This is a genomic window from Photobacterium sp. GSS17 (assembly GCF_028621875.1).
Classification (GTDB): domain Bacteria; phylum Pseudomonadota; class Gammaproteobacteria; order Enterobacterales; family Vibrionaceae; genus Photobacterium; species Photobacterium ganghwense.
The window spans coordinates 265922-291208 of the sequence record NZ_CP117517.1; the positions used below are offsets into that span (position 1 = coordinate 265922).

The 25287-nt window shown below is 53.5% G+C and carries 26 protein-coding genes; 19 read left to right on the forward strand and 7 right to left on the reverse strand.

Annotation, left to right across the window (positions count from 1 at the left end):
- Positions 1 to 51 precede the first annotated feature (51 nt).
- From hfq to motX, 7 genes are all read left to right on the forward strand, one after another.
- Entirely contained in the window at positions 52 to 318 is a 267-nt protein-coding gene (hfq, locus tag PGW97_RS01305; RefSeq protein ID WP_047887589.1) for an RNA chaperone Hfq, read from the forward strand.
- A 26-nt stretch (positions 319 to 344) separates the two neighbouring features.
- Positions 345 to 1634 (forward strand): ribosome rescue GTPase HflX, encoded by a 1290-nt coding sequence (gene hflX / locus PGW97_RS01310; RefSeq protein WP_047887590.1) that lies wholly within the window; start codon positions 345 to 347, stop codon positions 1632 to 1634.
- Positions 1635 to 1691: 57 nt separating this feature from the next.
- A complete protein-coding gene (hflK, locus tag PGW97_RS01315) occupies positions 1692 to 2849 on the forward strand; it encodes an FtsH protease activity modulator HflK (RefSeq protein WP_047887591.1) in 1158 nt (385 codons plus the stop codon).
- 2 nt (positions 2850 to 2851) lie between these two features.
- Positions 2852 to 3847, forward strand: a complete 996-nt coding sequence (gene hflC, locus PGW97_RS01320) for a protease modulator HflC (protein ID WP_273858257.1) — start codon at positions 2852 to 2854, stop codon at positions 3845 to 3847.
- 98 nt (positions 3848 to 3945) lie between these two features.
- Positions 3946 to 4140 (forward strand): DUF2065 domain-containing protein, encoded by a 195-nt coding sequence (locus PGW97_RS01325; protein WP_047887593.1) that lies wholly within the window; start codon positions 3946 to 3948, stop codon positions 4138 to 4140.
- A 117-nt stretch (positions 4141 to 4257) separates the two neighbouring features.
- A complete protein-coding gene (locus PGW97_RS01330; RefSeq protein WP_047887594.1) occupies positions 4258 to 5556 on the forward strand; it encodes an adenylosuccinate synthase in 1299 nt (432 codons plus the stop codon).
- A 166-nt stretch (positions 5557 to 5722) separates the two neighbouring features.
- Positions 5723 to 6349 (forward strand): flagellar protein MotX, encoded by a 627-nt coding sequence (gene motX / locus PGW97_RS01335; RefSeq protein WP_217391901.1) that lies wholly within the window; start codon positions 5723 to 5725, stop codon positions 6347 to 6349.
- A gap of 135 nt (positions 6350 to 6484) precedes the next feature.
- Here motX and hmpA read toward each other — a convergent pair whose 3' ends face one another.
- Complete coding sequence (hmpA, locus tag PGW97_RS01340; protein ID WP_273858261.1) at positions 6485 to 7669, reverse strand: NO-inducible flavohemoprotein; 1185 nt, start codon at positions 7667 to 7669, stop codon at positions 6485 to 6487.
- A gap of 105 nt (positions 7670 to 7774) precedes the next feature.
- Between hmpA and nsrR the strand changes: the two genes are divergently transcribed.
- The 7 genes from nsrR (at position 7775) to rplI (ending at position 13338) form a co-directional block, all read left to right on the forward strand.
- Positions 7775 to 8206, forward strand: coding sequence for a nitric oxide-sensing transcriptional repressor NsrR (gene nsrR, locus PGW97_RS01345; RefSeq protein ID WP_047887632.1), 432 nt, complete (start codon positions 7775 to 7777; stop codon positions 8204 to 8206).
- 117 nt (positions 8207 to 8323) lie between these two features.
- Positions 8324 to 10876, forward strand: a complete 2553-nt coding sequence (gene rnr, locus PGW97_RS01350; protein WP_047887597.1) for a ribonuclease R — start codon at positions 8324 to 8326, stop codon at positions 10874 to 10876.
- Positions 10877 to 10879: 3 nt separating this feature from the next.
- A complete protein-coding gene (gene rlmB, locus PGW97_RS01355; protein WP_047887598.1) occupies positions 10880 to 11614 on the forward strand; it encodes a 23S rRNA (guanosine(2251)-2'-O)-methyltransferase RlmB in 735 nt (244 codons plus the stop codon).
- A gap of 300 nt (positions 11615 to 11914) precedes the next feature.
- Positions 11915 to 12301 (forward strand): 30S ribosomal protein S6, encoded by a 387-nt coding sequence (rpsF, locus tag PGW97_RS01360; protein ID WP_047887599.1) that lies wholly within the window; start codon positions 11915 to 11917, stop codon positions 12299 to 12301.
- A gap of 6 nt (positions 12302 to 12307) precedes the next feature.
- Positions 12308 to 12610 carry a primosomal replication protein N gene (priB, locus tag PGW97_RS01365; RefSeq protein ID WP_047887600.1) on the forward strand — a complete coding sequence of 101 codons (303 nt, stop codon included), beginning with the start codon at positions 12308 to 12310 and terminating at the stop codon, positions 12608 to 12610.
- A gap of 16 nt (positions 12611 to 12626) precedes the next feature.
- Positions 12627 to 12854, forward strand: coding sequence for a 30S ribosomal protein S18 (gene rpsR / locus PGW97_RS01370; RefSeq protein WP_002539422.1), 228 nt, complete (start codon positions 12627 to 12629; stop codon positions 12852 to 12854).
- A gap of 31 nt (positions 12855 to 12885) precedes the next feature.
- Positions 12886 to 13338: a 50S ribosomal protein L9 gene (rplI, locus tag PGW97_RS01375; protein WP_047887601.1), complete on the forward strand. Its 453-nt coding sequence runs from the start codon at positions 12886 to 12888 to the stop codon at positions 13336 to 13338.
- Positions 13339 to 13434: 96 nt separating this feature from the next.
- Here the strand turns inward: rplI and PGW97_RS01380 are convergent, their stop codons facing one another.
- Entirely contained in the window at positions 13435 to 14190 is a 756-nt protein-coding gene (locus tag PGW97_RS01380; RefSeq protein WP_047887602.1) for a DUF481 domain-containing protein, read from the reverse strand.
- A 219-nt stretch (positions 14191 to 14409) separates the two neighbouring features.
- On the opposite strand from PGW97_RS01380, the gene PGW97_RS01385 reads away from it, so the two are divergent.
- The 3 genes from PGW97_RS01385 (at position 14410) to PGW97_RS01395 (ending at position 18284) form a co-directional block, all read left to right on the forward strand.
- On the forward strand, positions 14410 to 15807 hold the full coding sequence (locus PGW97_RS01385; RefSeq protein ID WP_047887603.1) for a replicative DNA helicase: 1398 nt from the start codon (positions 14410 to 14412) through the stop codon (positions 15805 to 15807).
- Positions 15808 to 15873: 66 nt separating this feature from the next.
- Entirely contained in the window at positions 15874 to 16953 is a 1080-nt protein-coding gene (gene alr / locus PGW97_RS01390; protein ID WP_217391905.1) for an alanine racemase, read from the forward strand.
- The gene (locus PGW97_RS01395; RefSeq protein ID WP_273858303.1) at positions 16953 to 18284 is read left to right on the forward strand and encodes a BamA/TamA family outer membrane protein; all 1332 of its coding nucleotides are present in this window, start codon (positions 16953 to 16955) and stop codon (positions 18282 to 18284) included. Before alr ends, PGW97_RS01395 begins: the two co-directional genes overlap by 1 nt.
- A 226-nt stretch (positions 18285 to 18510) precedes the next feature.
- Here PGW97_RS01395 and PGW97_RS01400 read toward each other — a convergent pair whose 3' ends face one another.
- Positions 18511 to 19977: a RimK family protein gene (locus tag PGW97_RS01400; protein WP_047887605.1), complete on the reverse strand. Its 1467-nt coding sequence runs from the start codon at positions 19975 to 19977 to the stop codon at positions 18511 to 18513.
- Between the two features lie 75 nt (positions 19978 to 20052).
- Between PGW97_RS01400 and PGW97_RS01405 the strand changes: the two genes are divergently transcribed.
- Entirely contained in the window at positions 20053 to 21165 is a 1113-nt protein-coding gene (locus PGW97_RS01405) for a GNAT family N-acetyltransferase/peptidase C39 family protein (RefSeq protein ID WP_047887606.1), read from the forward strand.
- On the opposite strand, the gene PGW97_RS01410 is transcribed toward PGW97_RS01405, so the two are convergent.
- Positions 21146 to 21565 carry a secondary thiamine-phosphate synthase enzyme YjbQ gene (locus PGW97_RS01410; protein WP_273858307.1) on the reverse strand — a complete coding sequence of 140 codons (420 nt, stop codon included), beginning with the start codon at positions 21563 to 21565 and terminating at the stop codon, positions 21146 to 21148. The two genes, PGW97_RS01405 and PGW97_RS01410, sit on opposite strands and share 20 nt — an antisense overlap.
- 289 nt (positions 21566 to 21854) lie before the next feature.
- On the opposite strand from PGW97_RS01410, the gene pgi reads away from it, so the two are divergent.
- Positions 21855 to 23507, forward strand: coding sequence for a glucose-6-phosphate isomerase (gene pgi, locus PGW97_RS01415; RefSeq protein ID WP_273858308.1), 1653 nt, complete (start codon positions 21855 to 21857; stop codon positions 23505 to 23507).
- An 81-nt stretch (positions 23508 to 23588) separates the two neighbouring features.
- Here pgi and PGW97_RS01420 read toward each other — a convergent pair whose 3' ends face one another.
- The 3 genes from PGW97_RS01420 to zur all read right to left on the reverse strand — a co-directional run bounded on the left by PGW97_RS01420 (position 23589) and on the right by zur (position 25148).
- A complete protein-coding gene (locus PGW97_RS01420) occupies positions 23589 to 23801 on the reverse strand; it encodes a cold-shock protein (RefSeq protein WP_047887609.1) in 213 nt (70 codons plus the stop codon).
- A gap of 407 nt (positions 23802 to 24208) precedes the next feature.
- Positions 24209 to 24670 carry a chemotaxis protein CheX gene (locus PGW97_RS01425; protein ID WP_047887611.1) on the reverse strand — a complete coding sequence of 154 codons (462 nt, stop codon included), beginning with the start codon at positions 24668 to 24670 and terminating at the stop codon, positions 24209 to 24211.
- A gap of 34 nt (positions 24671 to 24704) precedes the next feature.
- On the reverse strand, positions 24705 to 25148 hold the full coding sequence (gene zur / locus PGW97_RS01430) for a zinc uptake transcriptional repressor Zur (RefSeq protein WP_273858309.1): 444 nt from the start codon (positions 25146 to 25148) through the stop codon (positions 24705 to 24707).
- Between the last annotated feature and the right edge of the window lie 139 nt (positions 25149 to 25287).

Sequence of the window (25287 nt, forward strand, 5' to 3'; positions counted from 1 at the left end):
TAATTTTGTTCGTTGCTAACTACAACTACAAACAAATAAGGAAAAGAAATAATGGCTAAGGGGCAATCTCTGCAAGACCCGTTTTTGAACGCTTTGCGTCGTGAAAGAATCCCTGTATCAATCTACCTGGTCAACGGCATCAAGCTGCAGGGTCAGATTGAGTCTTTTGATCAGTTTGTGATCCTTCTGAAAAACACGGTAAACCAGATGGTATACAAGCACGCGATTTCGACTGTTGTGCCGGCGCGTCCAGTAAACCATCACCACGCCGGTGATCGTCAGCCTTCTGATCGTGCCCAGGAAAAAACTGAAGAATAATCATTCTTCATTAAGGAGTTGATTGCTTGTTTGACCGTTATGAATCCGGTGAGCAGGCAATTCTTGTTCATATCAACTTCACGCAAGAAGGGGAGTGGGAAGACTTAAGCGAATTTGAAATGCTGGTCTCCTCCGCGGGAGTCAATGCGCTACGTGTGGTAACAGGTAGTCGTAAAACTCCCCACCCTAAATATTACGTGGGAGAAGGTAAAGCGCAGGAAATTGCCGAAGCAGTTCGGGCCGAAGGGGCCGAAATTGTTCTATTCAACCACTCTCTTTCTCCAGCGCAAGAGCGAAATCTGGAGCAGATCTGCAAGTGCAGGGTGCTGGACCGAACCGGTCTTATCCTTGACATCTTTGCTCAGCGTGCACGCACCCACGAGGGTAAACTGCAGGTAGAGCTCGCCCAGCTACGCCATATCTCCACTCGATTAATCCGGGGTTGGACCCACCTTGAACGACAGAAAGGCGGGATTGGCTTACGTGGTCCGGGTGAAACGCAGCTGGAAACTGACCGCCGCTTACTCCGCGAGCGGATTAAGACGATTTTGCGTCGTTTGGACAAAGTGGCCAAGCAGCGTGATCAGGGGCGCCGGGCCCGTAACCGGGCAGAGATACCGACGATCTCGCTGGTCGGTTATACCAACGCCGGTAAATCCACCCTGTTTAACCGGGTGACGGATGCCGGGGTGTATGCCGCTGACCAATTGTTTGCCACGTTGGATCCGACGCTGCGAAAAATTGACGTGGCGGATGTCGGAACCACGATTCTGGCCGATACCGTGGGATTTATCCGGCACCTGCCGCACGATCTGGTAGCGGCGTTTAAAGCAACATTGAAAGAAACCCAGGATGCAACCCTGTTGCTGCACGTGGTGGATGCCAGTGACGATCGCTTCCGTGAGAACATCGAAGCGGTAGACACCGTGCTGGAAGAGATCGAAGCCAATGAAGTGCCATCTCTGGTTGTGATGAATAAAATCGACAACCTGGAAGGTGCGGAGCCGCGCATTGAACGAGACGATGACGGCGTACCACGTCGGGTATGGGTTTCGGCAATCGACGGTCAGGGTATCGATCTGTTGTTTGAAGCCCTGACGGAACGTCTGTCAGGCACCATGGTGAAACATACATTACGGGTTCCGCCTCAGTACATCGGCAGGATCCGCAGTAAGTTTTACCAGATGGGCTGCATTATCAGTGAAGAATACGACACTGACGGTAGTCTCAAAATCGATATTCGCCTGCCGTTAGCAGAGTGGTCTCGGTTGCAAAAAAGGGAAAGTACTTCGTTAGATGACTTTATCGTTGCTTAATGGACTGCTAGAGTAATAAAAAAAACTGTCGTCATATCATATTGATGGAGTTCTATAATGGCGTGGAATGAGCCTGGAAACAACGGCGGCCGCGATAAGGACCCTTGGGGGAACAATAATCGCGGTGGTCGTGATCAAGGTCCGCCGGATCTCGATGAAGTTTTCTCGAAACTGAGTCGAAAATTTGGTGGCTTTTTGGGGAATAAAAAAGGGCCTTCAACGGGTGGTAGCGTTGCCGGTTTGGGGGCGATTGCGGTATTAGCTACAGCGGTGTGGGGCTTCTCCGGCTTCTACACCATTGGTGAAGCTGAGCGCGGTGTGGTACTGCGTTTTGGTAAATTCTATGAGATGGTCGATCCGGGCCTGAACTGGAAACCAACGTTTATCGACGAAGTGACGCCAGTTAACGTTCAGGCTATTCGCTCGCTGCGTAGCTCAGGTCTGATGCTGACGAAAGACGAGAACGTCCTGAAAGTTGAGATGGATGTTCAGTACCGTGTGGCAGAACCGCAGAAATACCTGTTCAGTGTATCTAATGCGGATGACAGCCTGCGTCAGGCCACAGACTCTGCACTGCGTGCAGTGATCGGTGACTCGACCATGGACGAAGCGCTGACGACTGGTCGTCAGGTGATCCGTTCCAACACGCAGGAAGCGATCGATAGCATCATCCAGAAATACGACATGGGTCTGCTGGTCGTGGATGTGAACTTCCAGTCTGCTCGTCCGCCAGAAGCGGTCAAAGACGCGTTTGATGACGCGATTGCGGCTCGCGAGGATGAGGAACGTTTCGTACGTGAAGCGGAAGCTTACAGCAATGATATCTTGCCGAAAGCGACTGGTCGTGCGGAGCGTATCAAGAAAGAAGCGGAAGGTTACTCTGAGCGTGTAATCAACGGTGCGCTGGGTGAAGTGGCACAGTTCGAGAAACTTCTGCCTCAGTACATGGCGGCGAAAGAAGTTACCCGCAACCGTCTGTACCTTGAAACCATGGAACGCGTGTACGCGAACACCAGTAAGGTTATGGTTGATTCTAAGTCGAGCGGCAATTTGTTGTACCTGCCACTGGATAAGCTGGTCAACCCGACTCAGCAGAAGACTCAGCCAGCCAGCAGCAGCTCATCAGTGAATTACGACATTGAGCTGGAGAAAGTTGAAACCGCTCCGGTCTCTGCTGCGCCGCGTGGCGAGACAGGCCGTCAAGGGAGATATTAATTATGCGTAAGTTAATGATCCCGGTTATCGTGATTTTCATCGCGACATTGCTGATGTCAATGTTCGTGGTGCAGGAAGGCGAGCGCGGTATTGTGGTGCGTTTCGGTCGTATCCTGAAAGATGCTAATACCGATGTCGCTCGTATTTACGAGCCGGGTCTGCATTTTAAAGTGCCGGTTTTTGACCGCGTACGTACGCTGGATGCCCGCATTCAGACGATGGACGATCAGGCTGACCGTTTCGTAACGTCAGAGAAAAAAGACGTGATCATCGATACCTATGTTAAATGGCGTATTGAAGATTTCGGTCAGTACTACCTGGCGACCGGTGGTGGTGATGCCTCTACGGCACAGGCTCTGCTGAAGCGTAAAGTGGTCGACAGCCTGCGTGCTGAAATCGGTTCACGTGAAATTAAGCAGATCGTGTCAGGTCCTGAGCGTAGCCAGAAAGCCGATAACGCGAACCTGGTGTCTGACGAAACGGCTCCTGCTACTGAGATTGTGGCGGAAGTGGCACCTCGTAAGACAGTGGAAGGCCAGCGTGATCAGGTTATGGCGAACGTACTGGCAGACATTCAGATCAGTGCCAAGAAAGACCTCGGTGTGGATGTGGTTGACTTCCGAATGAAGAAAATCAACCTGCCGGACGAGATCAGTGAGTCTATCTACCGTCGTATGCGTGCCGAGCGTGAGTCGGTTGCTCGTAAGCACCGTTCTCAGGGCCGTGAGAAGGCTGAAGTCATTCGCGCCCAGTCTGAGCTGGAAGTAGCGAAAATTCTGTCTGAGGCTGACCGTGAAGCGCGTGTCGTAAGGGGTAACGCTGACGCACAAACCGCAGAAATTTATGCTCAGGCATTCAACAAGAATCCTGAATTCTATAACTTCCTGCGTTCTCTGAAAGCGTACGAAAACAGCTTTAACTCGAAGAACGACATTCTGGTTGTGGATCCTAACAGTGATTTCTTCCAGTACATGAACGAATCGAAAGCCGCCAACTAAGCGCGGAATCCCGGTTGAAAAGGCAAGACTTCGGTCTTGCCTTTTTTTTGCTTTTTATTCAGGCGTATAATTTTCCGGTTTAGCTTAGGAGAGAACGAATGAGTAATGCAATATGGCTGGCCCTGGGCCTGGTGTTGGTCTTTGAGGGGCTGGGGCCGTTGCTGGCTCCTCGGGGGTGGCGGGAGATGGTGAGCCAGCTCAGTCAGCAGGATGACAATACCCTGCGCCGTATTGGCGGGTGCCTGGTGGTTGCCGGGAGTGTGGTCGCTTACATTATGTACACTAGACTGTAATAGGCACTGACGAAGCCTGAGCAGGACTGGCGTGCGCGCGTACATGGTCAAAAAATGACTGCAAGGCGTCGAGTAAGGTGCTAGAATCCCTTTTTAACTACTGATAGACGAAGAAAGATGGCAAACAATGTAGTCGTTCTTGGCACCCAGTGGGGTGACGAAGGTAAGGGAAAGATCGTTGATCTTTTGACCGAAGATGCGAAGTATGTAGTGCGCTACCAAGGTGGCCACAACGCGGGTCATACACTGGTCATTGACGGTGAGAAAACGGTTCTTCACCTGATCCCATCAGGTATTCTACGCAACAACGTGAAATGCATCATCGGTAACGGTGTTGTACTTTCCCCAGACGCTCTGATGAAAGAAATGGGCCAGCTGGAAGAGCGTGGTATTCCTGTTCGTGAACGTCTGTTCCTTTCTGAAGCTTGTCCGCTAATTCTGCCATACCACATTGCTCTTGATCAGGCGCGTGAACTGGCGCGTGGTAAGAAAGCGATCGGTACAACAGGCCGTGGTATTGGTCCTGCGTACGAAGATAAAGTGGCTCGCCGCGGTCTTCGTGTGGGCGACCTGTTCGACAAAGAAGCCTTTGCTGAGAAACTGAAAGAAGTTATGGCTTATCATAACTTCCAGCTTGAGCATTACTACAATGCTGAGCCTGTTAGCTACGATGACGTGCTGGCAGCGATCATGGCACAGGCTGATATCCTGACGTCTATGGTGATTGACGTGACTCAGGAGCTGGACGACGCGCGTAAGCGTGGTGACAAGATCATGTTCGAAGGTGCACAAGGCACACTGCTGGACATTGACCACGGTACTTACCCATACGTAACGTCTTCTAACACGACTGCTGGTGGTGTGGCTGCTGGTTCTGGTTTTGGTCCTCGTCACCTGGGTTACATCCTGGGTATCGCGAAGGCTTACTGTACTCGCGTAGGTGCTGGCCCATTCCCGACTGAGCTGTTTGACGATGTTGGCGAACACCTGGGTGTGAAAGGTAACGAATTTGGTGCAACAACTGGCCGTAAGCGCCGTTGTGGCTGGTTCGATGCTGTTGCAATGCGTCGTGCAGTACAAATCAACTCAATCTCTGGTTTCTGTCTGACCAAGTTGGACGTGATGGACGGCCTGGAAGAAATCAAGATCTGTACGGGTTACCAACTGGCTGATGGTACGGTTCTGGAAGTATCTCCAATGGCGGCAGATGCATACGAGAACGTCACACCAATCTACGAAACGATGCCTGGTTGGACTGAGAGCACCTTCGGTGTGAAAACTCTGGACGAACTGCCACAGACGGCGCTGAACTACATCGCGCGTCTGGAAGAGCTGACTGGTGTACCGGTTGATATCATCTCTACCGGCCCGGATCGTAACGAGACGATCATCAAAGTTCACCCATACGGTGAATAATCGTCAGGTTTGATGCCTTGTCAAAGCCAGCCTTCGGGCTGGCTTTTTTGTGTCTGTGATTTGGGTTCCGAAATCCTGCCGCGTTACCGTCAGTCCCTGCGGATTTTCCCTAAAGTCTGCGCCCGCTCCGCCGATACACAAGTTACGTTCGGATAGAGAGCCCTTCATGACGTTGCGATCCCTGTTACTTATCACATTGCTGGCTGCCACACCTGCCCACGCATTGGAAGAGGTGGGGGATGCTGTACCTGTGTACACCGACAACGAGCTGAGTCGGCTGTTTGCTGAAAATCGCCATCTGCAGCAGGTGAAAGCGGATGACTGTCAGCTGGTGCAGGACATTGAAGCCCGGGCTATCCGGGTTGAATCGCCGTCTTACCAGTTCCTTTACGGCGACATGCTGGCCTGGGGTGTGTGTGTCCCGCGGAATGTGACGCTGGGAGTGCACTACATGCAGGCGGCGGCACAGCAAGGCTCTCCGGCAGCGCTGGAGCAGTTAGGGCGCTATTACGCGGAAGGCAAGCTGGTGCAGCAGGATCAGGAGCGGGCGATTCCGTATCTGCGTGAAGCGGCGGCGATGGGGCATGTGAATGCCCGTATTTTGCTGGCGGAACTGCTGCTGTCTGATTACGGCAGTCCGCTCGATTTTGAGGATGCCTATCGTTGGCTGTATAACACCGCGACGGGCAGTCAGCAGATCCACTCGCAAATCACCAAGCTGAGGCGCAATCTTGAGCAGCGCATGCCGGCAAATGTGATTGCCCGCGCCAAACGGCGGGAGACCTTCTGGTAATACCGGTGGGGAGTCCGACCGTGTGATGGCCGAGCATGCCATCCGCGACATGCTGAACAGGCGATGAAAAAGACGCTCTGCGACCAAAAAAAGAGAAGCCAATGGCTTCTCTTTTTCGTTGGAATTACCGAGCGATTACAGGACTTTGTGTGGCCCGAAGCACTCATAGTGCAGGCGTTCTGGAGTCACGCCCAGCTCGATCAGTTGACGGGCAACATGCTGCATGAAGCCAACCGGGCCACAGAAGTAAAAGTGCATGGCCGGGTCGCGCAGCTCATCAGCCATCACATTCAGGTCCATCAGCCCCTGATGCTGATAGTCTTCTGCCGGTTGGTCGCTGGCCAGAGGCTCACGGTACCAGGTATGGCTGTGGATATGAGGGTATTGGTGGACCAGGTGCTGTACGCTTTCTTTGAAGGCATGCTGAGCACCGTTTTCCGCGGCATGCAGCCAGCGTACTTCGGCCTGATGAGCGGTCAGGGTTTCCAGCATGGCCAGAGTTGGGGTCAGACCGACACCGGCAGAGAGCAGGGTCACGGGCGTGGTTGGCTCAACATCCAGGAAGAAATCCCCGGCGGGTGGCATAACCTCAATCACCTCACCGACCTGCAGGGTATCGTGCAGATACGATGACACTTTGCCTCCCTCTTCCCGCTTCACGGAAATGCGGTAGCAGTCTGGTTGTGGTGCGGAGGACAGGCTGTACTGGCGAATTTCGCGGTATTCAAAACCGGCAGGTTTGAGGTTAATGCCCAGGTACTGGCCCGGCAGATAATCAGAAACTGGCTGGCCATCGATCGGTTTGAGTACAAAACTGGTGACGACTTCACTTTCCCGGCGCTTTTCAATCACCTCAAACGAACGGGTTCCGCGCCAGCCACCGTTTTTAGTCTCATTTTCCTGGTAAATGGCTTCTTCACGCTGAATGAATACCTCTGCCAGGACACCGTATGCTTCACCCCATGCGTTCAACACGTCATCGCCCGGCGACAGCATTTCATCAATGGTGCCCAGCAGGTGTTGGCCGACAATCGCGTACTGCTCGGCTGTGATCAGGAAGCTGGTGTGCTTGTGGGCAATTTTTTCCACTGCCGGTAAAAGGGCTGCCAGATTCTCGATGTTGTTGGCGTAGGCACAAATAGCGTTGAACAGTGCTTCGCGCTGATCGCCGTTGCGCTGGTTGCTCATGTTGAAAATATCTTTCAGTTCCGGGTTATGGCGGAACATTCGCTCATAGAAGTGGGCGGTCAGGGCTGGACCGGTCTGCGCGATAACTGGGGCGGTCGCTTTAACGATATCAATGGTTTGCTGGCTGAGCATGGCTGGCTTCCTTTAAAGGTGTATTTAGTATGAATGTTATAAGTTGTATCTTATCTGTATCTTTTGGTCAATAACAAGATTAAAATGTCGTCAGGAGGAGTGATTGTGCAACTGACGAGTTTTACTGACTACGGCCTGCGTGCCCTGATCTACCTGGCAACCCTGCCGCAAGGGGAATTGGCCAGCATTACCAAAGTCACCGAAGTGTATGGTGTCTCGCGTAACCATATGGTGAAAATTATCAACAAGCTGGGTCAGCTGGGTTATGTGGAAACGGTTCGGGGCAAGAACGGCGGGATCCGTCTGGGCAAACCGGCCGAGCAAATTATTATCGGTGAGGTTGTGCGGGCAATAGAGCCGCTCCAGATCGTCAATTGCAGTGAAGAGTTTTGTCATATCACCCCGGCATGCCGGCTAAAAGGAGTCCTTTTTACGGCCCGGCAAGCGTTTCTTGAAGAACTGGATAACCATACGCTGGCGGATATGATTAATGACAACCCGCCATTACGGGTGTTACTGGATCAGCCGGTCGCCTGAAGGCGAATCAATCACTTCGAAATCTCATAAGGGAGCCAAAATTTCGACCTGGCTCCCGTCTGTTCACCTAGGGCGCGGATATACTTGAAGTATTTCTTCGCTAACTTGGATCAAAATATGTCAAAAGGTACTACCGATATACCGGTCGACCCTTTTCGCGATCGCGAAGCTTCAAATTACGAAAACCCGATTCCCAGCCGTGAAATGCTGCTGGATGTGATCCGTGGTTATGAAACCCCGGTCAGTCGCGATCAGCTCTTTGAAGCGCTGCATCTCGAAGGAGAAGACCAATACGAAGGCCTGCGCCGTCGCCTGCGTGCGATGGAACGTGATGGCCAGCTGATTTTTACCCGTCGCCAGTGCTATGCCCTGCCTGAACGTCTTGATCTGATTAAAGGGCATGTCATCGGCCACCGTGATGGCTTTGGTTTCCTGCGTCCGGAAGGCAGCAGTGCCAAGGACGACGATCTGTTGCTGCCGCATCATCAGATGCGTGGCGTGATCCACGGTGATTACATTCTGGCGCAGGTGGCCGGCGTTGATAAACGTGGCCGCCGTGAGTGCCGTGTGGTGCGGGTGCTGAAACACTACGAAGGGCAGATTGTCGGCCGTTTCTTTATCGAAGACGGCATGGGCTACGTGGTGCCGGATGATTCACGCATCGCTCAGGATATCGTGATTCCGAATGACCAGCGCCAGGGCGCCCGCATGGGTAACGTGGTCGTGGTGGAAATCACCCAGCGTGCTACCCGTCAGTACAATGCCGTGGGTAAAGTGGTGGAAGTGCTGGGCGAGAACATGGCGCCGGGTATGGAAATTGAGATTGCCCTGCGTACCTATGATATTCCGCACGAGTGGCCAGCTGAAGTCGAAAAACAGGTTCAGGGGCTAAAGGAAGAAGTACCGGAAGAAGCCAAAAAAGGCCGGGTTGACCTGCGTGATTTACCGCTGGTGACCATTGATGGTGAAGACGCCCGTGACTTCGATGATGCCGTGTACTGTGAGCGTAAAAAGTCCGGCGGCTGGCGCCTGTGGGTTGCCATTGCCGATGTCAGCTATTACGTTCGTCCGGGCACAGCACTGGATCAGGAAGCGGTGCGCCGGGGTAACTCGGTATACTTCCCGTCGCAGGTAATCCCAATGCTGCCGGAAGTGCTGTCTAATGGCCTGTGTTCGCTGAACCCGCAGGTTGACCGTCTGTGTATGGTGTGTGAAATGACCATCTCTGAAGCGGGCAACCTGTCAGGTTTCAAACATTACGAAGCCGTCATGAACTCCCATGCGCGTCTGACCTACACCAAAGTCAGCAAAATGCTGGAAGGTGACGAAGAGCTGCGTGAGCGCTATAAGCCATTGGTTCCGCATCTGGAAGAACTGTACAGCATGTACAAGGTGCTGAAACAGGCGCGTGAAGGGCGTGGGGCGATTGAGTTTGAAACGGTCGAAACCCAATTCATCTTCAATGCGGATCGCAAGATTGACCGCATTGTGCCGGCTGAACGTAATGATGCCCATAAGATCATCGAAGAGTGTATGATCATGGCTAACATCGCCTCAGCTCGACTGGTGGAAAAGGCCAAAGAGCCGGCGCTGTACCGGGTGCACGATGCACCGGGAGAAGAGCGTCTGACCGGTTTCCGTGATTTCCTGGGTGAGCTGGGTCTGCAACTGTCTGGCGGCCTGGAGCCATCCCCGATGGATTACGCGGCACTGGCAAACATGATCCATGGTCGTGCCGACCAGGAACTGATCCAGACGATGCTGCTGCGCTCGATGAAGCAGGCGGTATATCAGGCCGATAATATCGGTCACTTTGGTCTGGCGCTGAAGCAGTATGCGCACTTTACCTCGCCAATCCGTCGTTACCCGGATTTGCTGTTGCACCGTGCGATTAAGTACCTGATTGCCAAGCATGAAGGGACGAACCAGGATCGCTGGACACCGACCGGTGGCTACCATTACTCGTTTGATGACATGGACAGCCTGGGCGAGCAGTGTTCGATGACCGAGCGTCGTGCTGATGATGCAACCCGCGATGTGGCGGACTGGCTGAAATGTGAATACATGCAGGATCACGTCGGCGATGAGTTTGACGGGGTAATTGCCAACGTGACCGGTTTCGGTTTCTTTGTTCGCCTTAACGAACTCAATATCGACGGTCTGGTTCACATCTCCAACCTGGCTAATGACTACTACCAGTTTGACCCGATTGGTCAGCGCCTGGTGGGCGACAGCTCCGGGCAGATTTTCCGGTTGGGTGATACAGTGAAAGTGAAGGTGGCGTCCATAAACCTGAATGACCGCCAGATTGACTTTGACCTGGTCGGCAGTAGCCGTAAGCCGCGTCGTGCCGGTAAAACGATGAAAGATCGTGACAACCGTGAGAAAAAACAGCGGATGCGCAAAGCTGAAGGGCTGCAGCGTCAGAGCATGAAAGTGTACCGGGTGGAGAATGGCGAAGCGCAGCAGGACGAGAGTCCGGCTCAGAAAGAGCGCCGTTCGGTACGTCAGCAGCTGAAGCATGGGGCGATCCCTAAGTCGGAAGGTGATAAAGCGCCTAAAGGCAAAAAAGGCGATGCTGACCAAGGCAAAGCCAAGAAAAAGTCGACCAAAGCGCGCAAGAAAAAGCAGCGTTTAGGTAAGAAAGAACGAGTCGCGAAGAAGAAATAAGCAATGAGTAATGACACCATTTTCGGGATCCATGCGGTACAGGCTGTCCTGAACACTGACCCATCCCGCTTTATTGAGGTCTTTGTCCTGAAAGGCCGTCAGGATGAGCGTCTGCTGCCAGTGCTGAATGAACTGCAACGCCTGGGCGTGACAATTCAGCAGGCTGGGCGTAAAGCGCTGGACGATAAAGTCAAAGGTGCTGCGCACCAGGGGATTATTGCCCGCGTGCGTCCGGGTAAGCAGTACAACGAGAATGACCTGGATGACCTGTTGGCCAGCCAGGAAAACCCGCTGTTGCTGGTGCTGGACGGCGTGACAGACCCGCATAACCTAGGGGCTTGTCTGCGTAATGCCGATGCCGCTGGGGCGCTGGCGGTGATTGTGCCGAAAGATCGCTCTGCACAGCTGACCGCGACGGCCAGTAAAGTGGCCTGTGGGGCCGCTGAAGTGGTGCCACTGGTGCGCGTTACCAACCTGGCGCGCACTCTGCGTGCGTTGCAGGAAAAAGGCGTCTGGGTGGTTGGGACTGCCGGTGAAGCGACACACGACATTTACCAGAGCAAGCTAACCGGGCCGCTGGCGATCGTTATGGGCGCCGAAGGGGAAGGCATGCGTCGCCTGACCCGCGAGACCTGCGATGACCTGATCAAGATCCCGATGGCGGGTACGGTATCCAGCCTGAACGTTTCTGTGGCAACCGGTATCTGCTTGTTCGAGGCAGTGCGTCAGCGTTCCTGAATAGCATGTAACAGCCGATGGCATGGCCGGTCTGAAGGACTAGCCTGAGTGAGTTGTAAGCGGAGCCTAGGCTCCGCTTTTGCCGTTCTGGCCGGGGGCTGGGCAGCGACATTGCGCTTGAATGTTTTTTGCCTGAAAAAATCCCATTCGAATGGTGGATATTGGTAAAATTCTCTTGCTTAGGTTGCCCATTCTCTGTACTATTCTGCCTCCAAATTCTCGGTTCTTTTTTTTAGTTCCTTGCTTCTCATGGATGACCGAGCCAAACAGAGAAGCTGATTAATCCGTAAGGAGCAACCCATGCGTCATTACGAAATCGTATTCATGGTGCACCCAGATCAAAGCGAGCAAGTTGCTGGCATGATCGAGCGCTACACTGGTGCAATCAAAGATTCTGGTGGTCAGATTCACCGTCTGGAAGATTGGGGCCGTCGTCAACTGGCTTACCCAATCAACAAGCTGCACAAAGCACACTACGTTCTGATGAACGTTGAAGCTGAGCAGTCTGTAATCGACGAGCTGGAGTCTAACTTCCGCTTCAACGACGCTGTGATCCGTAACATGATCATGCGCACCAAAGGCGCTATCACTGAGCCATCTCCAATGATGAAGGCTAAAGAAGAGCGTGCCCCACGTCGTGAAGAGCGTGCAGAAGCACAATCTGAAGGCGAAGCTGCAGCTGAGTAATATTGCATGACCAATCGTCTGGAGTTGTCTGGCGTTATCGCCAAAGACCCCAAACGAAGCAAGTCGCTGGCCGGAATACCTCATTGCCATTTTGTCCTTGAGCACCGTTCCTGCCAGCAAGAAGCTGATTTACCGCGCCAAGTGTATTGTTACATCAACGTGGTAGTCAGCGGGCAAGGTCAACAAGTTCTCACTCAAGATTTAGCTGTCGGCAGTCACATTAAGGTAGGTGGATTCGTCGCTTACCACACCGGCCGGAACGGTATCGGTAAATTAGTGTTACATGCTGACCACATTGAAAAAATTTAGTTCAGGAGATAAGCCCATGGCACGTTTCTTCCGTCGTCGTAAGTTCTGCCGTTTCACTGCAGAAGGCGTACAAGAGATTGACTACAAAGACGTAGCAACTCTGAAAAACTACATCACTGAAGCTGGTAAAATCGTACCAAGCCGCATCACTGGTACTCGTGCTAAGTACCAGCGTCAGCTGGCTCGCGCTATCAAGCGTTCACGTTACCTAGCTCTGCTGCCATACACTGACAAGCATCAGTAATCGGCCCGGTTTAATTTAAGAGGAAAAGATAATGCAAGTTATTCTACTTGATAAAATCGGTAACCTAGGTAGCCTTGGTGATCAGGTAAACGTTAAAGCTGGTTTTGCTCGTAACTTCCTGATCCCTCAGGGTAAAGCAGTTATGGCTACTAAGTCTAACATCGAGATGTTCGAAGCTCGTCGCGCTGAGCTAGAAGCAAAAGTTGCTGAGCAACTGTCTTCTGCTGAAGCACGTGCTGAGAAGATCAACGCTCTGGAAGCAGTAGTAGTTGCATCTAAAGCTGGTGATGAAGGCAAGCTGTTCGGTTCTATCGGTACTCGTGACATCGCTGAAGCAATCACTGCTGCTGGCGTTGAAGTAGCGAAGAGCGAAGTTCGTCTACCAGAAGGCGCACTGCGCACGACTGGCGAATTCGAGATCAGCGTTCAGCTGCACTCTGACGTATTCGCAACAGTTAACCTGAACGTTGTAGCTGAAGCTTAATAACGTTTTGTGTTAATGAAAAAACCAGCCCTCGGGCTGGTTTTTTTATACCTCAAATTTGGTATCGCTCCGGCGGGCAGGTGACGCGCAGCGGCGTCACATCTTAAACAGCAGACTGATGGTCATCGTGGAGTCACGCTTTTTCAGCCCGTCCGGCACCCAGCTGTTGAGCTTCTGGGTATTACTGAGCTTGATGGCCACGTGTTCGTTGATGGCGGTGGTCAGGTTCAGCTCGGCTTCCAGGGTGCTGTTACTGTTGCCGCCGATCCCGGTGAAGCGGGCATCCAGTTCGACGTCTTTAGACGGCTTCCAAGTCATTTTCGCGCTGCCACGCAGAATCAGCTCATCCACCGTTTCCGGCAGGATGATGTCGTCATCGTCAATCTCATCCAGGTTTGGCTCCTGATGGCGGTAACCCGGACCGGCTTCCACTTCCATCTGGAAAGTTTCCCGGCGCACCAGCTGGTAACCAAGACCGGTTGAGAAGGTGAAATCGGCAAAGTATGGCCCGTAGCGGTCATCAATATAGTTGATGTTGCCCAGCACATAAGTGCGCTGGTTGATCTTCATATCGCTCTGCAGCTCGATCTGCCCTTTGCGCTTATCTTCTTCCCCGTCTTTTTCCGCCAGCAGGTATTTCGCTTCTGCCGTGTGTCGGTACTGGTTTTCTACGTAAGTCAGGCCGATGCGGCTGTTGAGAGTCTGGGAGTCTGAATTGCCGCCTAGCGACTGATAGCCCAGCTCCAGTTCAGTGCTCCACGGGGGAGGGATACGGGTGGGTTCGTCGTCCTCATCGGCAGCGTGCAGGGGCAGGCTGGCAATGAGGAAAAACACCGGCAGGTATCGTGCCAAGCGGCCTCCTTCTGCTAAAAACATAACGGAATGTGAACAGGACGCCGCAGTTTACCCTATTTCTGTTAGCTTTTGGTCAGGAAATACGACCCGGCTTAACGGCACCACAGGCGAGGCGTAAGATGACGGCGTGAACAGACTATATTGGATAGAGGGTCTTACGAAGTGCGAAATAGGGTATAATGCCCGGCTCAGTTCCCGGCAATAATTTCAATTCCTATGGCAGAAAGAAGCAAACCGAAGAATTTCAACGAGTCCAGGGTGGATGAACTCAAAATGGCACCTCACTCGCTCGAGGCCGAGCAATCCGTTCTTGGCGGCCTGCTGCTGGACAACGAGAAGTGGGACGTTGTCGCTGAAAAAGTCGTGGCGAAAGACTTTTACAGCCGTCCGCACCGCATCATTTTCGAAGGGGTCGCCAGCTTGCTGGAATCCGGCCAACCATTGGATTTGATCACGCTGTCTGAGCATCTGGAGCGGGCAGACAAGCTGGAAGACGTTGGTGGCTTTGCCTACCTGGCGGAGCTGGCAAAAAATACCCCGTCAGCGGCTAACATCCTGGCATATGCCGAAATCGTGCGTGAACGCGCCCTGATCCGGGATATGATCAGTGTGGCTAACGAGATTGCGGATGCCGGTTATGATCCCCAGGGGCGTACCAGTGAAGATCTGCTGGATATGGCGGAAAGCAAGGTATTTGCCATTGCCGAGCAGCGCACTTCTGCCAACGAAGGTCCGCAGAATGTCGATACCATTCTGGAGAAAACCCTGGAACGGATCGAGCTGCTGTACCAGAGCCCGCAGGACGGGGTGACCGGGGTCTCGACCGGGTTTACTGACCTTAACAAGAAAACGGCCGGTTTGCAGGGGTCGGATTTGATCATCGTGGCGGCCCGTCCGTCGATGGGTAAAACCACGTTCGCGATGAACCTGTGTGAAAATGCCGCCATGGAGCAAGAAAAGCCGGTTCTGATCTTCTCGCTGGAGATGCCCGCCGAACAAATCATGATGCGTATGCTCGCCTCCCTGTCCCGGGTTGACCAGACCAAAATCCGTACCGGTCAGCTGGATGACGAGGACTGGGCCCGGATTTCATCGACGATGGGTATTCTGATGGAGAAGAAGAATATGTACATCGACGACAGCTCCGGCCTGACCCCGACCGAGGTGCGCTCCCGTGCCCGCCGGGTGGCACGTGACCACGGTGGCCTGAGCATGATCATGGTCGACTACCTTCAGCTGATGCGGGTGCCTGGGTTGCAGGACAACCGTACCCTGGAAATCGCCGAAATCTCCCGCTCGTTGAAAGCGCTGGCCAAAGAGCTGAATGTGCCTGTGGTAGCGCTGTCGCAGCTGAACCGATCGTTGGAGCAGCGTGCCGATAAACGCCCGGTTAACTCCGACCTGCGTGAATCGGGGGCGATTGAGCAGGATGCCGACTTGATCATGTTCATCTATCGCGATGAGGTCTACCATGAAGACAGTGCCCTGAAAGGGATTGCTGAAATCATTATTGGTAAGCAGCGTAATGGTCCTATCGGTTCCGTGCGTCTGACATTCCAGGGACAGTTCTCGCGCTTCGACAACTATGCCGGCCCGGCGTTTGACGACGAGTAACGGCGCAGACTGACAACAGAAAAAGAACAACCGGTAGATACCGGGCAGTAAACAGTAGGATTTTTGATGAAAGCGGCAACAGCATATATCAACACCCAGGCCCTGACCCATAACCTGAGCCAGATTCGGGCTCAGGCGCCAAACAGCAAGATTCTGGCGGTCGTTAAGGCGAACGGTTACGGCCACGGACTGGACCATGTGGCCCAGAGCCTGCCGGATGTGGATGGTTTTGGTGTTGCCCGTATCGAAGAAGCACTGTCGCTGCGCGCTGGCGGAGTGGTGAAGCCGATTTTGTTGCTGGAAGGGTTTTATGCCCCGTCCGATCTGCCTATTCTGGAAACCAACAACATTCAGACCGTGGTGCACTGCGAAGAGCAACTGGATGCGCTGGAGCAGGCGAGCTTGGAAAGCCCGGTGGTGGTGTGGCTGAAAATTGATACCGGTATGCACCGACTGGGCGTTCGCCCGGAGCAGTACGCCTCATTTGTGGATCGCCTCCATGCCTGCCCGAATGTGGCGAAGCCGCTGCGTTACATGAGCCATTTCGGCTGTGCCGATGAGCCGGCCAGTCCGGTCACACCGGCCCAGATTGATCTCTTTCTGGAATTGACCAAAGGCTGCAGTGGCGAACGTTCACTAGCGGCATCGGCCGGAATTTTCGCCTGGCCGGACAGCCACCTGGAATGGATTCGCCCGGGCATCATCATGTACGGTGTGTCACCGTTTACGGAGTCAACACGCAGCGCGCAGGCATTCAAAATGAAACCGGTGATGACGCTGACGTCGAGTCTGATTGCAGTGCGGGAAGTGAAGCAGGGCGAATCGGTTGGCTACGGTGCCAACTGGACCAGTGACCGGGATACCAAGGTGGGCGTGATTGCCATCGGCTACGGGGATGGCTATCCGCGTATGGCCCCGAACGGGACGCCGGTGCTGATTAACGGCCGCTTAACCCCGATTGCCGGCCGGGTCTCGATGGATATGCTGACGGTGGATTTGGGGCCGGAGGCTACCGACAAAGTCGGCGATGAGGCGATTTTGTGGGGCGAAGGGCTGCCCGCTGAAGTGGTGGCCGGGCACATTGGTACCATTGCGTACGAGTTGGTGACCAAGCTGACGTCCCGTGTGGCGATGGCCTACAGCTGATGGCGCGCATCGTGGCTGCCTTACCCACAGCAACCACCGACAAGGTGTCTGATAAACCGTTCCGGGCCGTGGCTATTGCCGCGGCCTGGCTGTTTTCAGTCGTCGTTCAGGCCAATGATGACGGCATCAAAATCAACACTGGCCGCCTTGAAGAAAACGGCGAACTGAGCTGGGCGCGGGATTATGCCGTGGTACCTTTTGCTTTCTACACGGACAACTTCGGGTTTGCTGCCGGGATGGCTGGGGTGGTCAAAGGGGCCTGGCAACCGCAGGCCTCGGTGTTTGGGGCCGGTGTTATGGGTACCAAAGGTACCTGGATGACCTACCTGCGCGGGGACAACTTTCAGCCAGGCGCTGACAGCCGCTGGTTACTGGGGGGCGATGCGTACAACGCCGATTTTCAGGACATTGATTTTTATCTTGGCGCTGCCGCCGGGAATAATTCCAGCGCGGACGATGCCGTTACAGCCAGTGCATACGACGCCCGATACCGGCTGTTTGCCCGCTATATTTTCCCGCTGGGATCGGCCACGGAGAACCCGCTGAGGGCGCTGGCTCTTGAGCGGCCGGTAACCGGCCATGTTCCTTGGCAAAGCGGCATTACTTCAGTCGAGTTCCGGCCGTTTTACTTCAGCCGCCGTTTTCATGATTCTCCTCCTTTGCCTGACAGCGAGTTTGCCCCGACCGACGAAGTCTGGGGGCTCGAAACCCGGCTGGAATGGGACAACCTGAACAACGAACATAACCCGACCAAAGGCTCACTCAGCCAGCTGACGGTGACGGTGGATCCGGGCAGTGATGACCGGGCGAGCTGGTGGCAGTGGGAACTCAGCCAGAGCTGGTTCTGGGACTTAGGACCGGCAGGGGAGGTGTTCGATCAGCAGGTGCTGGCCGTGAATGCTTATCTGTCGGATGTGCCGGGCTGGAACCAGAGCGAGTCCGTAAATGGCAACTCGCTTTATCACCGGCCGCCGGAGTTTGCCCGTGCCAGTCTGGGCGGTTTGTTCCGGCTGCGCAGTTACCAGGGCGGCCGTTTTACCGATCGCAGTGCTGTCAGCTATAGCGTGGAATACCGGGTCATGCCGGATTGGCAGCCTCTGGGAGGTTGGCCGGTCTTCAATTGGTATGACGTACCCTGGTGGCAGTGGGTTGTGTTTGCCGATGCCGGGCGGGTTGCTGATGAGTTCAACTTAGCGACCCTCAATAAAGCGATGCGCTGGAGTGCCGGCGGCGCTGTGCGCTTTCAGGTGGAAGGCGTGGTGGTACGTGCCGAAATGGCCTGGGGTGAGGAAGACAGCCGGTTTGCGGTAATGGTGAACCAGCCGTTTTAGTGGTGGGGAGGCACGCTTGGTTAGCGATGGCGGGCAGGAACTTGAATCTAAACCTCAACCTCAACCTCAACATCGACTTTAGCTTTAACCTGGATCCGGCTGGATCTGAGAATCCCTCTTGTCGCCCCTTTGGCAGCGTCCGAATGCCCGATGAGGCTTAAAAAAAGGCGAGCCGGGTGGCTCGCCATTGTGGGGGTTGGTTGCTTGTCGGTATCGGGGGCTGTGCTTAGAAACCGCGTAGCTGAATACGACGCAGGAATTCGGTCATGATCCGGTCGTACAGCAGGTCGCCGAGGAAGGCGTCCTCTACTTTGTGGTCAATACTCGGGTTATCGTTGATTTCAATCACCACCACCTGACCGTCAACCTCTTTCAAATCCACCCCGTATAACCCGGAGCCAATTTGGTTGGCGGCTTTCAGGGCGGTGTCGATCACCGCTTTCGGCACTTGTTTCAGATCCAACGTCTCAAAGCCGCCTGAGCTGACCCGACCGCTGTTGTGGTGCTGATAAATCTGCCAGTGGCCCCGGCTCATGTAGTACTTGCAGGCGAACAGCGGCTGGCGATTGAGCACTCCAATGCGCCAGTCAAAGTCGGTCGGCAAAAATTCCTGAGCCAGAATCAGGGTGCTGCGGGCAAACAGCTTATCCATCTGGGTCAGCAGTTCCTCGCGGTTCTTCACCTTAACCACACCCACCGAGAATGCGCCATCCGGTACTTTCAATACCATCGGGAAACCGATCTCACGCTCAGCCAACTCCTGCCAGTGCGGATCAAAGTTTTTCAGGATCACGCTCTTGGGCGTCGGAACCTTGTGCAGACGCAGCAGTTCTGTCAGGAACACCTTGTTGGTGCACTTCATGATGGATTCCGGATCGTCCATGACGACCAGTCCGAGCTTTTCCGCAGTCTTGGCGAAGCGGTAAGTAAAGTTACCAATGTTCGTGGTCGAGCGGATAAACAGGCCGTCAAATTCCCCCAGACGGGAAAGGTCGTCCGGGGTGATGGTCTGCAGCCGCATTCCCAGGCGTTTGGCCGCTTTCTTAAAGCTGTGCAGGGCCGTGCTGTCTGACGGTGGCATTTTCTCATGCGGATCGACCAGCAGCGCCAGATCATAGCGTGCATTCTTGTTCGGCTTGGGTGAGCGCCAGACCTTGTTCGAGAAGCGCTCCAGTGCTTCGGCAAATTGGTCCTGTTCCGGATCCGTCAGGTCCTGGAACGGGAATGGTGTGATCTGTTCAACCTGCCAATGTGACTCTGAGCGGCGAATGGTGACCTGCATGACTGGCACCATAAAGTGCTCGAACAGGCGACGGGCAATTTTCTCAAAGCCCGGCACCCTGGATTGGCCAAAATAGATTTTTTCTTCCAGACGGTCCCCGACAGCCGGCATATGGTTGGCAAATGCCTTCTCCAGCTGGTCAGACGGTACCGACAACAAGAACGGCTGAGACAGATCATTGATCGTCATTACCCGCGGGATCACCCGATGACCCCGCGCCTCAGCCATCAGCGAGCAATAATAGCCGCTGCTCATATACCCATAGTCTCGGCACAGGTTGATAACCTGTGTGGTTTTATTCTCGCAAAACGCGCCGTGTTGTAAGTAGGTATCTACAGTGACGACCCTGTCAGAAGGGAAATACTGCCGCCAGTCACTGTCGTTGTCGGTAATAATGAGGACTTTTGTCATCTTTTCACTCACCTATAGCCATTCGGCCAAATTTGGGATTTAATCGATCCAGTCCATTCAAGCGTGAATAAGTCCATGATAGTCCGTATCGCACTGCTCAATGATCTAGCCAGTTTAAATACTCTTGAGGCTCAGCTTTTTGACGGGGACCGAATCGCCCCGCGTCAGATGCGGCGGTTTATTAAATCGCCCCAGAGCGTGTTATTTGTGGCGGAAGAGGAAGGTCGAATTACCGGCTATGGACTGGTGTTGTTTCACCGGGGTACCCAGCTGGCACGGTTATATTCCCTTGCCGTCGATCCCGAGTTCCGTGGCAGGCACATAGCCCAGCAGTTATTGGCTGCGTGTGAAGCGGCGGCGCTGGAAAACGGTTTCAATACATTACGGCTGGAAGTGCGGAATGACAATCGTGCCGCGCGAAATCTTTATGAAAAATGCGGCTATAAACCATTAAAAGTTTTAATCCATTATTACGATGATCTGGCCGATGGGATCAGGATGCAAAAACGTCTCAGTCCGGTCGAGGCCAAGCATTTATTGCCGCTGCCACTGTACGTGCAGACCACGCCTTTTACCTGCGGCCCGTCCTGTCTGATGATGAGCCTGTCCTATCTCGATCCCGATTTTCAGCCGAGCAGGCAGTTGGAGTTACAGCTGTGGCGTGAGGCGACCACTATCTTTATGGCATCCGGTCACGGTGGCTGCAGTGGGCATGGGCTGGCAATGGCGGCGCACCGCCGGGGCTGTGATGTCGAGCTGTGGGCGCAGTCAAAATCCACCCCGTTTATCGACAGTGTCAGGGACCCGAAGAAAAAAGACATTATTGAGTTGGTGCACCTGGATTTCTGCCAGCAACTGGAAGAAGCCGCTGTCCCGGTTGTTGATGCGATGCCATCGGTTGAGCAGATTGAAACCTGGCTGAAGCAGGGCATGTGTCTGCTGATGTTGATCAGCACATACCGGTTCAACGGCTGTAAAGAGCCGCACTGGATTGTGCTCAGCGGGGTCAGTGAGCAGTTCTTTTTCTTCCATGACCCCTATGCGGAAGACCGGGCGGACAGCAGCCATCGCGCCCATATCCCGCTAAACAAAGCCGGACTGAGCCAAATTCTGGGGTTCGGGCGCCAGAAACACACCGCCTGTGTTGTGCTCAGGCCGGTGGCGGGGATTACTCCCCTTGCAGGGTAATCACCAGCGTACGGCTGCCGCCGTGGTCACGGTGCTCACCCAGGTAGATCCCCTGCCAGGTGCCTAAGGCGAGGCGTCCGTTCGTGATGGGTACTGTCACACTGTTGCCCAGCAGCGAAGCTTTGATATGGGCTGGCATGTCATCGTCCCCTTCATACGTGTGCCGGTAGTACGGCGCACGTTCCGGCACGGCCTGATTAAAGTGGGCTTCCATATCACCGCGTACCGTCGGATCGGCGTTTTCATTAATCGTCAGGCTGGCCGAGGTGTGCTGGATAAAGATATGGGCCAGCCCGACGTTTAGTGAAGCCAATTGTGAAAGGTGTTGTTCAATTTCATCGGTTATCAGGTGAAAGCCGCGTGAGCGGGCGCGCAGCTGCATTTTAGTTTGGTACCACATGTTGTTAACCCTTTTCATTTCTTTGTGACAAACAGCGATGATTGTTAAACATATTGCACTGTTTCCTCTCGATCATTTACTCTTTGTTTTCGTGACCTGACGCAATGAAGGCCATAATGGCTCGCGTCATAATTATTCATAAGTTGTAAAATTACAAAAATTAGACGGCCTCGCAGGTTGAGCTACACTTGGGGCAGCACGGTTTCACAACATTCTTATCATCGGGGATCCCTTGCGGGAGTATGGTTACCCGTAAGTGGATGAACAATTAAAAATCAGGAACTTCACCATGTTGAAAGACATCAATCCAACTCAGACCGACGCGTGGAAAGCGCTGACCGCCCACTTTGAAGATGCACAGGATCTTCAGCTGAGCGAGCTGTTTGCCAACGACAGCGAGCGTTTCACAAAGTTTTCGGCCACGTTCGGCGCTGACATCCTGTTGGATTACTCCAAAAACCTTATCACTGAAGAGACCATGGCAAAACTGTTTGCTCTGGCCGAAGAAACGGAAGTTAAAGCGGCGATTGCTGACCTGTTCAGTGGTGAGAAGATCAACCGAACTGAAGATCGTGCTGTGCTGCACTCAGCGCTGCGTAACCGCAGCAACACACCTATTATGGTAGACGGCGAAGACGTGATGCCAAAGGTGAATGCCGTATTGGACAAAATGCAGTCTTTTACAGCCCGTATCGTTGATGGTGAGTGGAAAGGTTACACCGGTAAAGCGATCACTGATGTGGTGAACATTGGTATCGGTGGTTCAGACTTGGGCCCGTACATGGTGACTGAGGCGCTGATGCCTTACAAAACTCGCCTGAACATGCACTTTGTGTCTAACGTTGACGGCACCCATATTGCTGAAACCCTGAAAGCGCTGAATCCGGAAACCACCCTGTTCCTGATCGCTTCGAAGACTTTCACCACCCAGGAAACCATGACCAACGCGCACTCTGCCCGTGACTGGTTCCTGGCGGAAGCCGGTGATCAAGCGCACGTTGCGAAACACTTTGCGGCGCTGTCGACCAATGCCAGCGCGGTCGCGGAGTTTGGTATCGATACCGACAACATGTTTGAGTTCTGGGACTGGGTCGGCGGCCGTTACTCACTGTGTTCAGCGATCGGTCTGTCTATCAGCCTGGCGATCGGCTACGACAACTTCGTGGCGCTGCTGGATGGTGCCCATGCGATGGACAAACACTTCGCAGAAGCGCCGCTGGAGCAAAACCTGCCAGTGATCCTGGCGCTGATCGGGATCTGGTACAACAACTTCTACGGCGCAGAGTCGGAAGCGATTCTGCCTTATGACCAGTACCTGCACCGTTTCGCCGCGTATTTCCAGCAAGGCAATATGGAATCAAACGGCAAGTGTGTTGACCGTGGCGGCAACCCGATTGACTACCAGACGGGCCCTATTATCTGGGGTGAGCCGGGAACGAATGGTCAGCACGCGTTCTACCAGCTGATTCACCAGGGAACGAAACTGATTCCGTGTGATTTCATCGCTCCGGCGATCAGCCATAACCCTCTGAGCGATCACCATCCAAAACTGATGGCGAACTTCTTTGCTCAGACTGAGGCTCTGGCTTTTGGAAAAACCAAAGAGCAGGTGGAAGCGGAATTTATTGCGGCCGGTAAGTCGCTGGACGAAGTGAAAGATCTGGTTCCGTTCAAAGTGTTCGATGGTAACCGTCCAACCAACTCTATTCTGGTCAAGCAAGTGACACCGGCTGTGCTGGGCTCATTGATTGCGCTGTATGAACACAAGATCTTCACTCAGGGTGTGATCTGGAATATCTACAGCTTTGACCAGTGGGGTGTTGAGCTAGGCAAACAGCTGGCGAACAAGATTCTGCCAGAGCTGAACAGCGCAGATGCTATCAGCAGCCATGACAGTTCAACCAATGGCCTGATCAACGCATTCAAACAATGGCGTCAGTGATCTGCTGGCCGGCCAATAAAATTTGCCAATAAAAAACGCCGCATTCGTGCGGCGTTTATTTTTGGCGTGTGTAGCGAGGCATTAAGACAACGCAATCACTTCGCTGGCTTGTGGGCCTTTCTGACCATCTGTCACGATAAATTCAACACTTTGGCCTTCGCGCAGAGTACGGCGGCCGTTGTTTTGAACGATAGCGCTGAAGTGTACAAACACATCTTTGCCATCCGCACCTGAAATAAAGCCAAAGCCTTTTTCATCGTTGAACCACTTTACGGTTCCAGTCAGTTTGCTCATGTTACGATCTTTCCTTTGCAATCGAGTATTTCCTTGCTGCCTGATACAGGCAAGCAAAACGACGCTGAGGGTTCATCAATACGTGTCTTGATGCCTATCCAGCATATTCAGTCTAGACTGAATTACTGGGAGTGGGTATTTTTTTGTGCGACTTTTCTGGCAACTTCACAGAAAAATCAACGTGATAATGTTGGCTGTCACGACAGGGAGAGATCCCCTGAGCAAAAGGGAATACGCTTGTTCGACTGGAGCGTTGTTAGACCAGGCGGCCACTAGACGTGATGGCCCAGGCAAGGCAAATGTGTCAGGTAAGGCTACTGTGTTTGACAAGTCCAGGCTGAAGGCTGAACAAGGTTACCTCGCCGACGCTGGCCGGCCGCAGGTAACACAGTAGAGGCAGGCGGCAGTTAGTCGAAGCAGATCTCGATGTAGGCTTTACCGTATTCGGAGTCAAACGGCATGATGATGATAGCACCGTCACACTTGTGAGTAATGGTATGGCCACGGCCGGATACCACGGCAGGGGTCGCCATTTCAAACTCGTAGCCTTTATCTGACAAAATACGTTTGGCACCGCCGGTGACCATATTGGTAATTTCGCCCACCATGTCGGTGACTTCTTCATTGATACCGTGCGGACGTTCGCCCAGCATTCGCTGCATAATTTCCAGTGCCAGCCCTTCCTCAAAAGTGACGGACATTGAGCCTTTGGTCTTGGGGCCGATCATGCCAATCAGTCCGGAGACATCACCACGGGCGACTTCATCGCGTTTTAGTCGAGGTTTTTGTGGAGCCAGCTCCATCGACGCCATCGTTTTGAGTACATTCAAAAGTGACGCTAAGAAAGGGTTTACGAATTCTGCGCGCATAATCGTTACGACTGTCTCTGTCCTGAAATAAAACTTACTGGCTCTGGCATTGTTGGCAAACACCATGGCTTTCAACGACATGGTGAGCAATTTCAAAGCCTTTCTGCTCAGCTCTCTGACGAAGCAGGCGAGCCAGTTCTTCATCGTGGCACTCTTCTACTGTGCCGCATCGATCGCAAATCAGCAGCTGTGAGCAGTGATCAGCATGTCCCAGCAAACAGCAGGCAATATAGCTGTTCGTTGACTGAACCTTGTGCACAAACCCTTGGGCGAGAAGAAAATCGAGAGCACGGTAAACCGTTGGCGGTTTCGCTTGCGGCTCGCTCTCGCGCAGCTGGTCCAGCAGTTCATAGGCACTGATAGAGCTGTGGTGGTCGATAATCAGTTCGAGCACCTTAAGCCGTTGAGGTGTCAGCCTGACTCCCCGTTGCTCACAGAGTTGTCGTGCATTGTCCAGCAACTGCTTTTTATTTGCCATATGACCTCAAATTACAAGCGATAAGAACAGCATACTACCATATTCACCTGTAAACGTATCGCCGATGATGGCAAAAGCCGGTCGTGAGGGAAAGAAAAAATGTGCGTGGTTTCTCATCCATGACACCGTTGAAACTGGG

What these genes read in the sequence shown, in the direction of transcription:
- hfq (WP_047887589.1), top strand. Translation starts at nt 52, where the DNA reads ATGGCTAAGGGGCAATCTCTGCAAGACCCGTTTTTGAACGCTTTGCGT.
- hflK (WP_047887591.1), top strand. Translation starts at nt 1,692, where the DNA reads ATGGCGTGGAATGAGCCTGGAAACAACGGCGGCCGCGATAAGGACCCT.
- hflC (WP_273858257.1), top strand. Translation starts at nt 2,852, where the DNA reads ATGCGTAAGTTAATGATCCCGGTTATCGTGATTTTCATCGCGACATTG.
- PGW97_RS01325 (WP_047887593.1), top strand. Translation starts at nt 3,946, where the DNA reads ATGAGTAATGCAATATGGCTGGCCCTGGGCCTGGTGTTGGTCTTTGAG.
- PGW97_RS01330 (WP_047887594.1), top strand. Translation starts at nt 4,258, where the DNA reads ATGGCAAACAATGTAGTCGTTCTTGGCACCCAGTGGGGTGACGAAGGT.
- motX (WP_217391901.1), top strand. Translation starts at nt 5,723, where the DNA reads ATGACGTTGCGATCCCTGTTACTTATCACATTGCTGGCTGCCACACCT.
- hmpA (WP_273858261.1), bottom strand. Translation starts at nt 7,669, where the DNA reads ATGCTCAGCCAGCAAACCATTGATATCGTTAAAGCGACCGCCCCAGTT.
- rnr (WP_047887597.1), top strand. Translation starts at nt 8,324, where the DNA reads ATGTCAAAAGGTACTACCGATATACCGGTCGACCCTTTTCGCGATCGC.
- rlmB (WP_047887598.1), top strand. Translation starts at nt 10,880, where the DNA reads ATGAGTAATGACACCATTTTCGGGATCCATGCGGTACAGGCTGTCCTG.
- rpsF (WP_047887599.1), top strand. Translation starts at nt 11,915, where the DNA reads ATGCGTCATTACGAAATCGTATTCATGGTGCACCCAGATCAAAGCGAG.
- priB (WP_047887600.1), top strand. Translation starts at nt 12,308, where the DNA reads ATGACCAATCGTCTGGAGTTGTCTGGCGTTATCGCCAAAGACCCCAAA.
- rpsR (WP_002539422.1), top strand. Translation starts at nt 12,627, where the DNA reads ATGGCACGTTTCTTCCGTCGTCGTAAGTTCTGCCGTTTCACTGCAGAA.
- rplI (WP_047887601.1), top strand. Translation starts at nt 12,886, where the DNA reads ATGCAAGTTATTCTACTTGATAAAATCGGTAACCTAGGTAGCCTTGGT.
- PGW97_RS01385 (WP_047887603.1), top strand. Translation starts at nt 14,410, where the DNA reads ATGGCAGAAAGAAGCAAACCGAAGAATTTCAACGAGTCCAGGGTGGAT.
- alr (WP_217391905.1), top strand. Translation starts at nt 15,874, where the DNA reads ATGAAAGCGGCAACAGCATATATCAACACCCAGGCCCTGACCCATAAC.
- PGW97_RS01395 (WP_273858303.1), top strand. Translation starts at nt 16,953, where the DNA reads ATGGCGCGCATCGTGGCTGCCTTACCCACAGCAACCACCGACAAGGTG.
- PGW97_RS01400 (WP_047887605.1), bottom strand. Translation starts at nt 19,977, where the DNA reads ATGACAAAAGTCCTCATTATTACCGACAACGACAGTGACTGGCGGCAG.
- PGW97_RS01405 (WP_047887606.1), top strand. Translation starts at nt 20,053, where the DNA reads ATGATAGTCCGTATCGCACTGCTCAATGATCTAGCCAGTTTAAATACT.
- PGW97_RS01410 (WP_273858307.1), bottom strand. Translation starts at nt 21,565, where the DNA reads ATGTGGTACCAAACTAAAATGCAGCTGCGCGCCCGCTCACGCGGCTTT.
- pgi (WP_273858308.1), top strand. Translation starts at nt 21,855, where the DNA reads ATGTTGAAAGACATCAATCCAACTCAGACCGACGCGTGGAAAGCGCTG.
- PGW97_RS01420 (WP_047887609.1), bottom strand. Translation starts at nt 23,801, where the DNA reads ATGAGCAAACTGACTGGAACCGTAAAGTGGTTCAACGATGAAAAAGGC.
- PGW97_RS01425 (WP_047887611.1), bottom strand. Translation starts at nt 24,670, where the DNA reads ATGCGCGCAGAATTCGTAAACCCTTTCTTAGCGTCACTTTTGAATGTA.
- zur (WP_273858309.1), bottom strand. Translation starts at nt 25,148, where the DNA reads ATGGCAAATAAAAAGCAGTTGCTGGACAATGCACGACAACTCTGTGAG.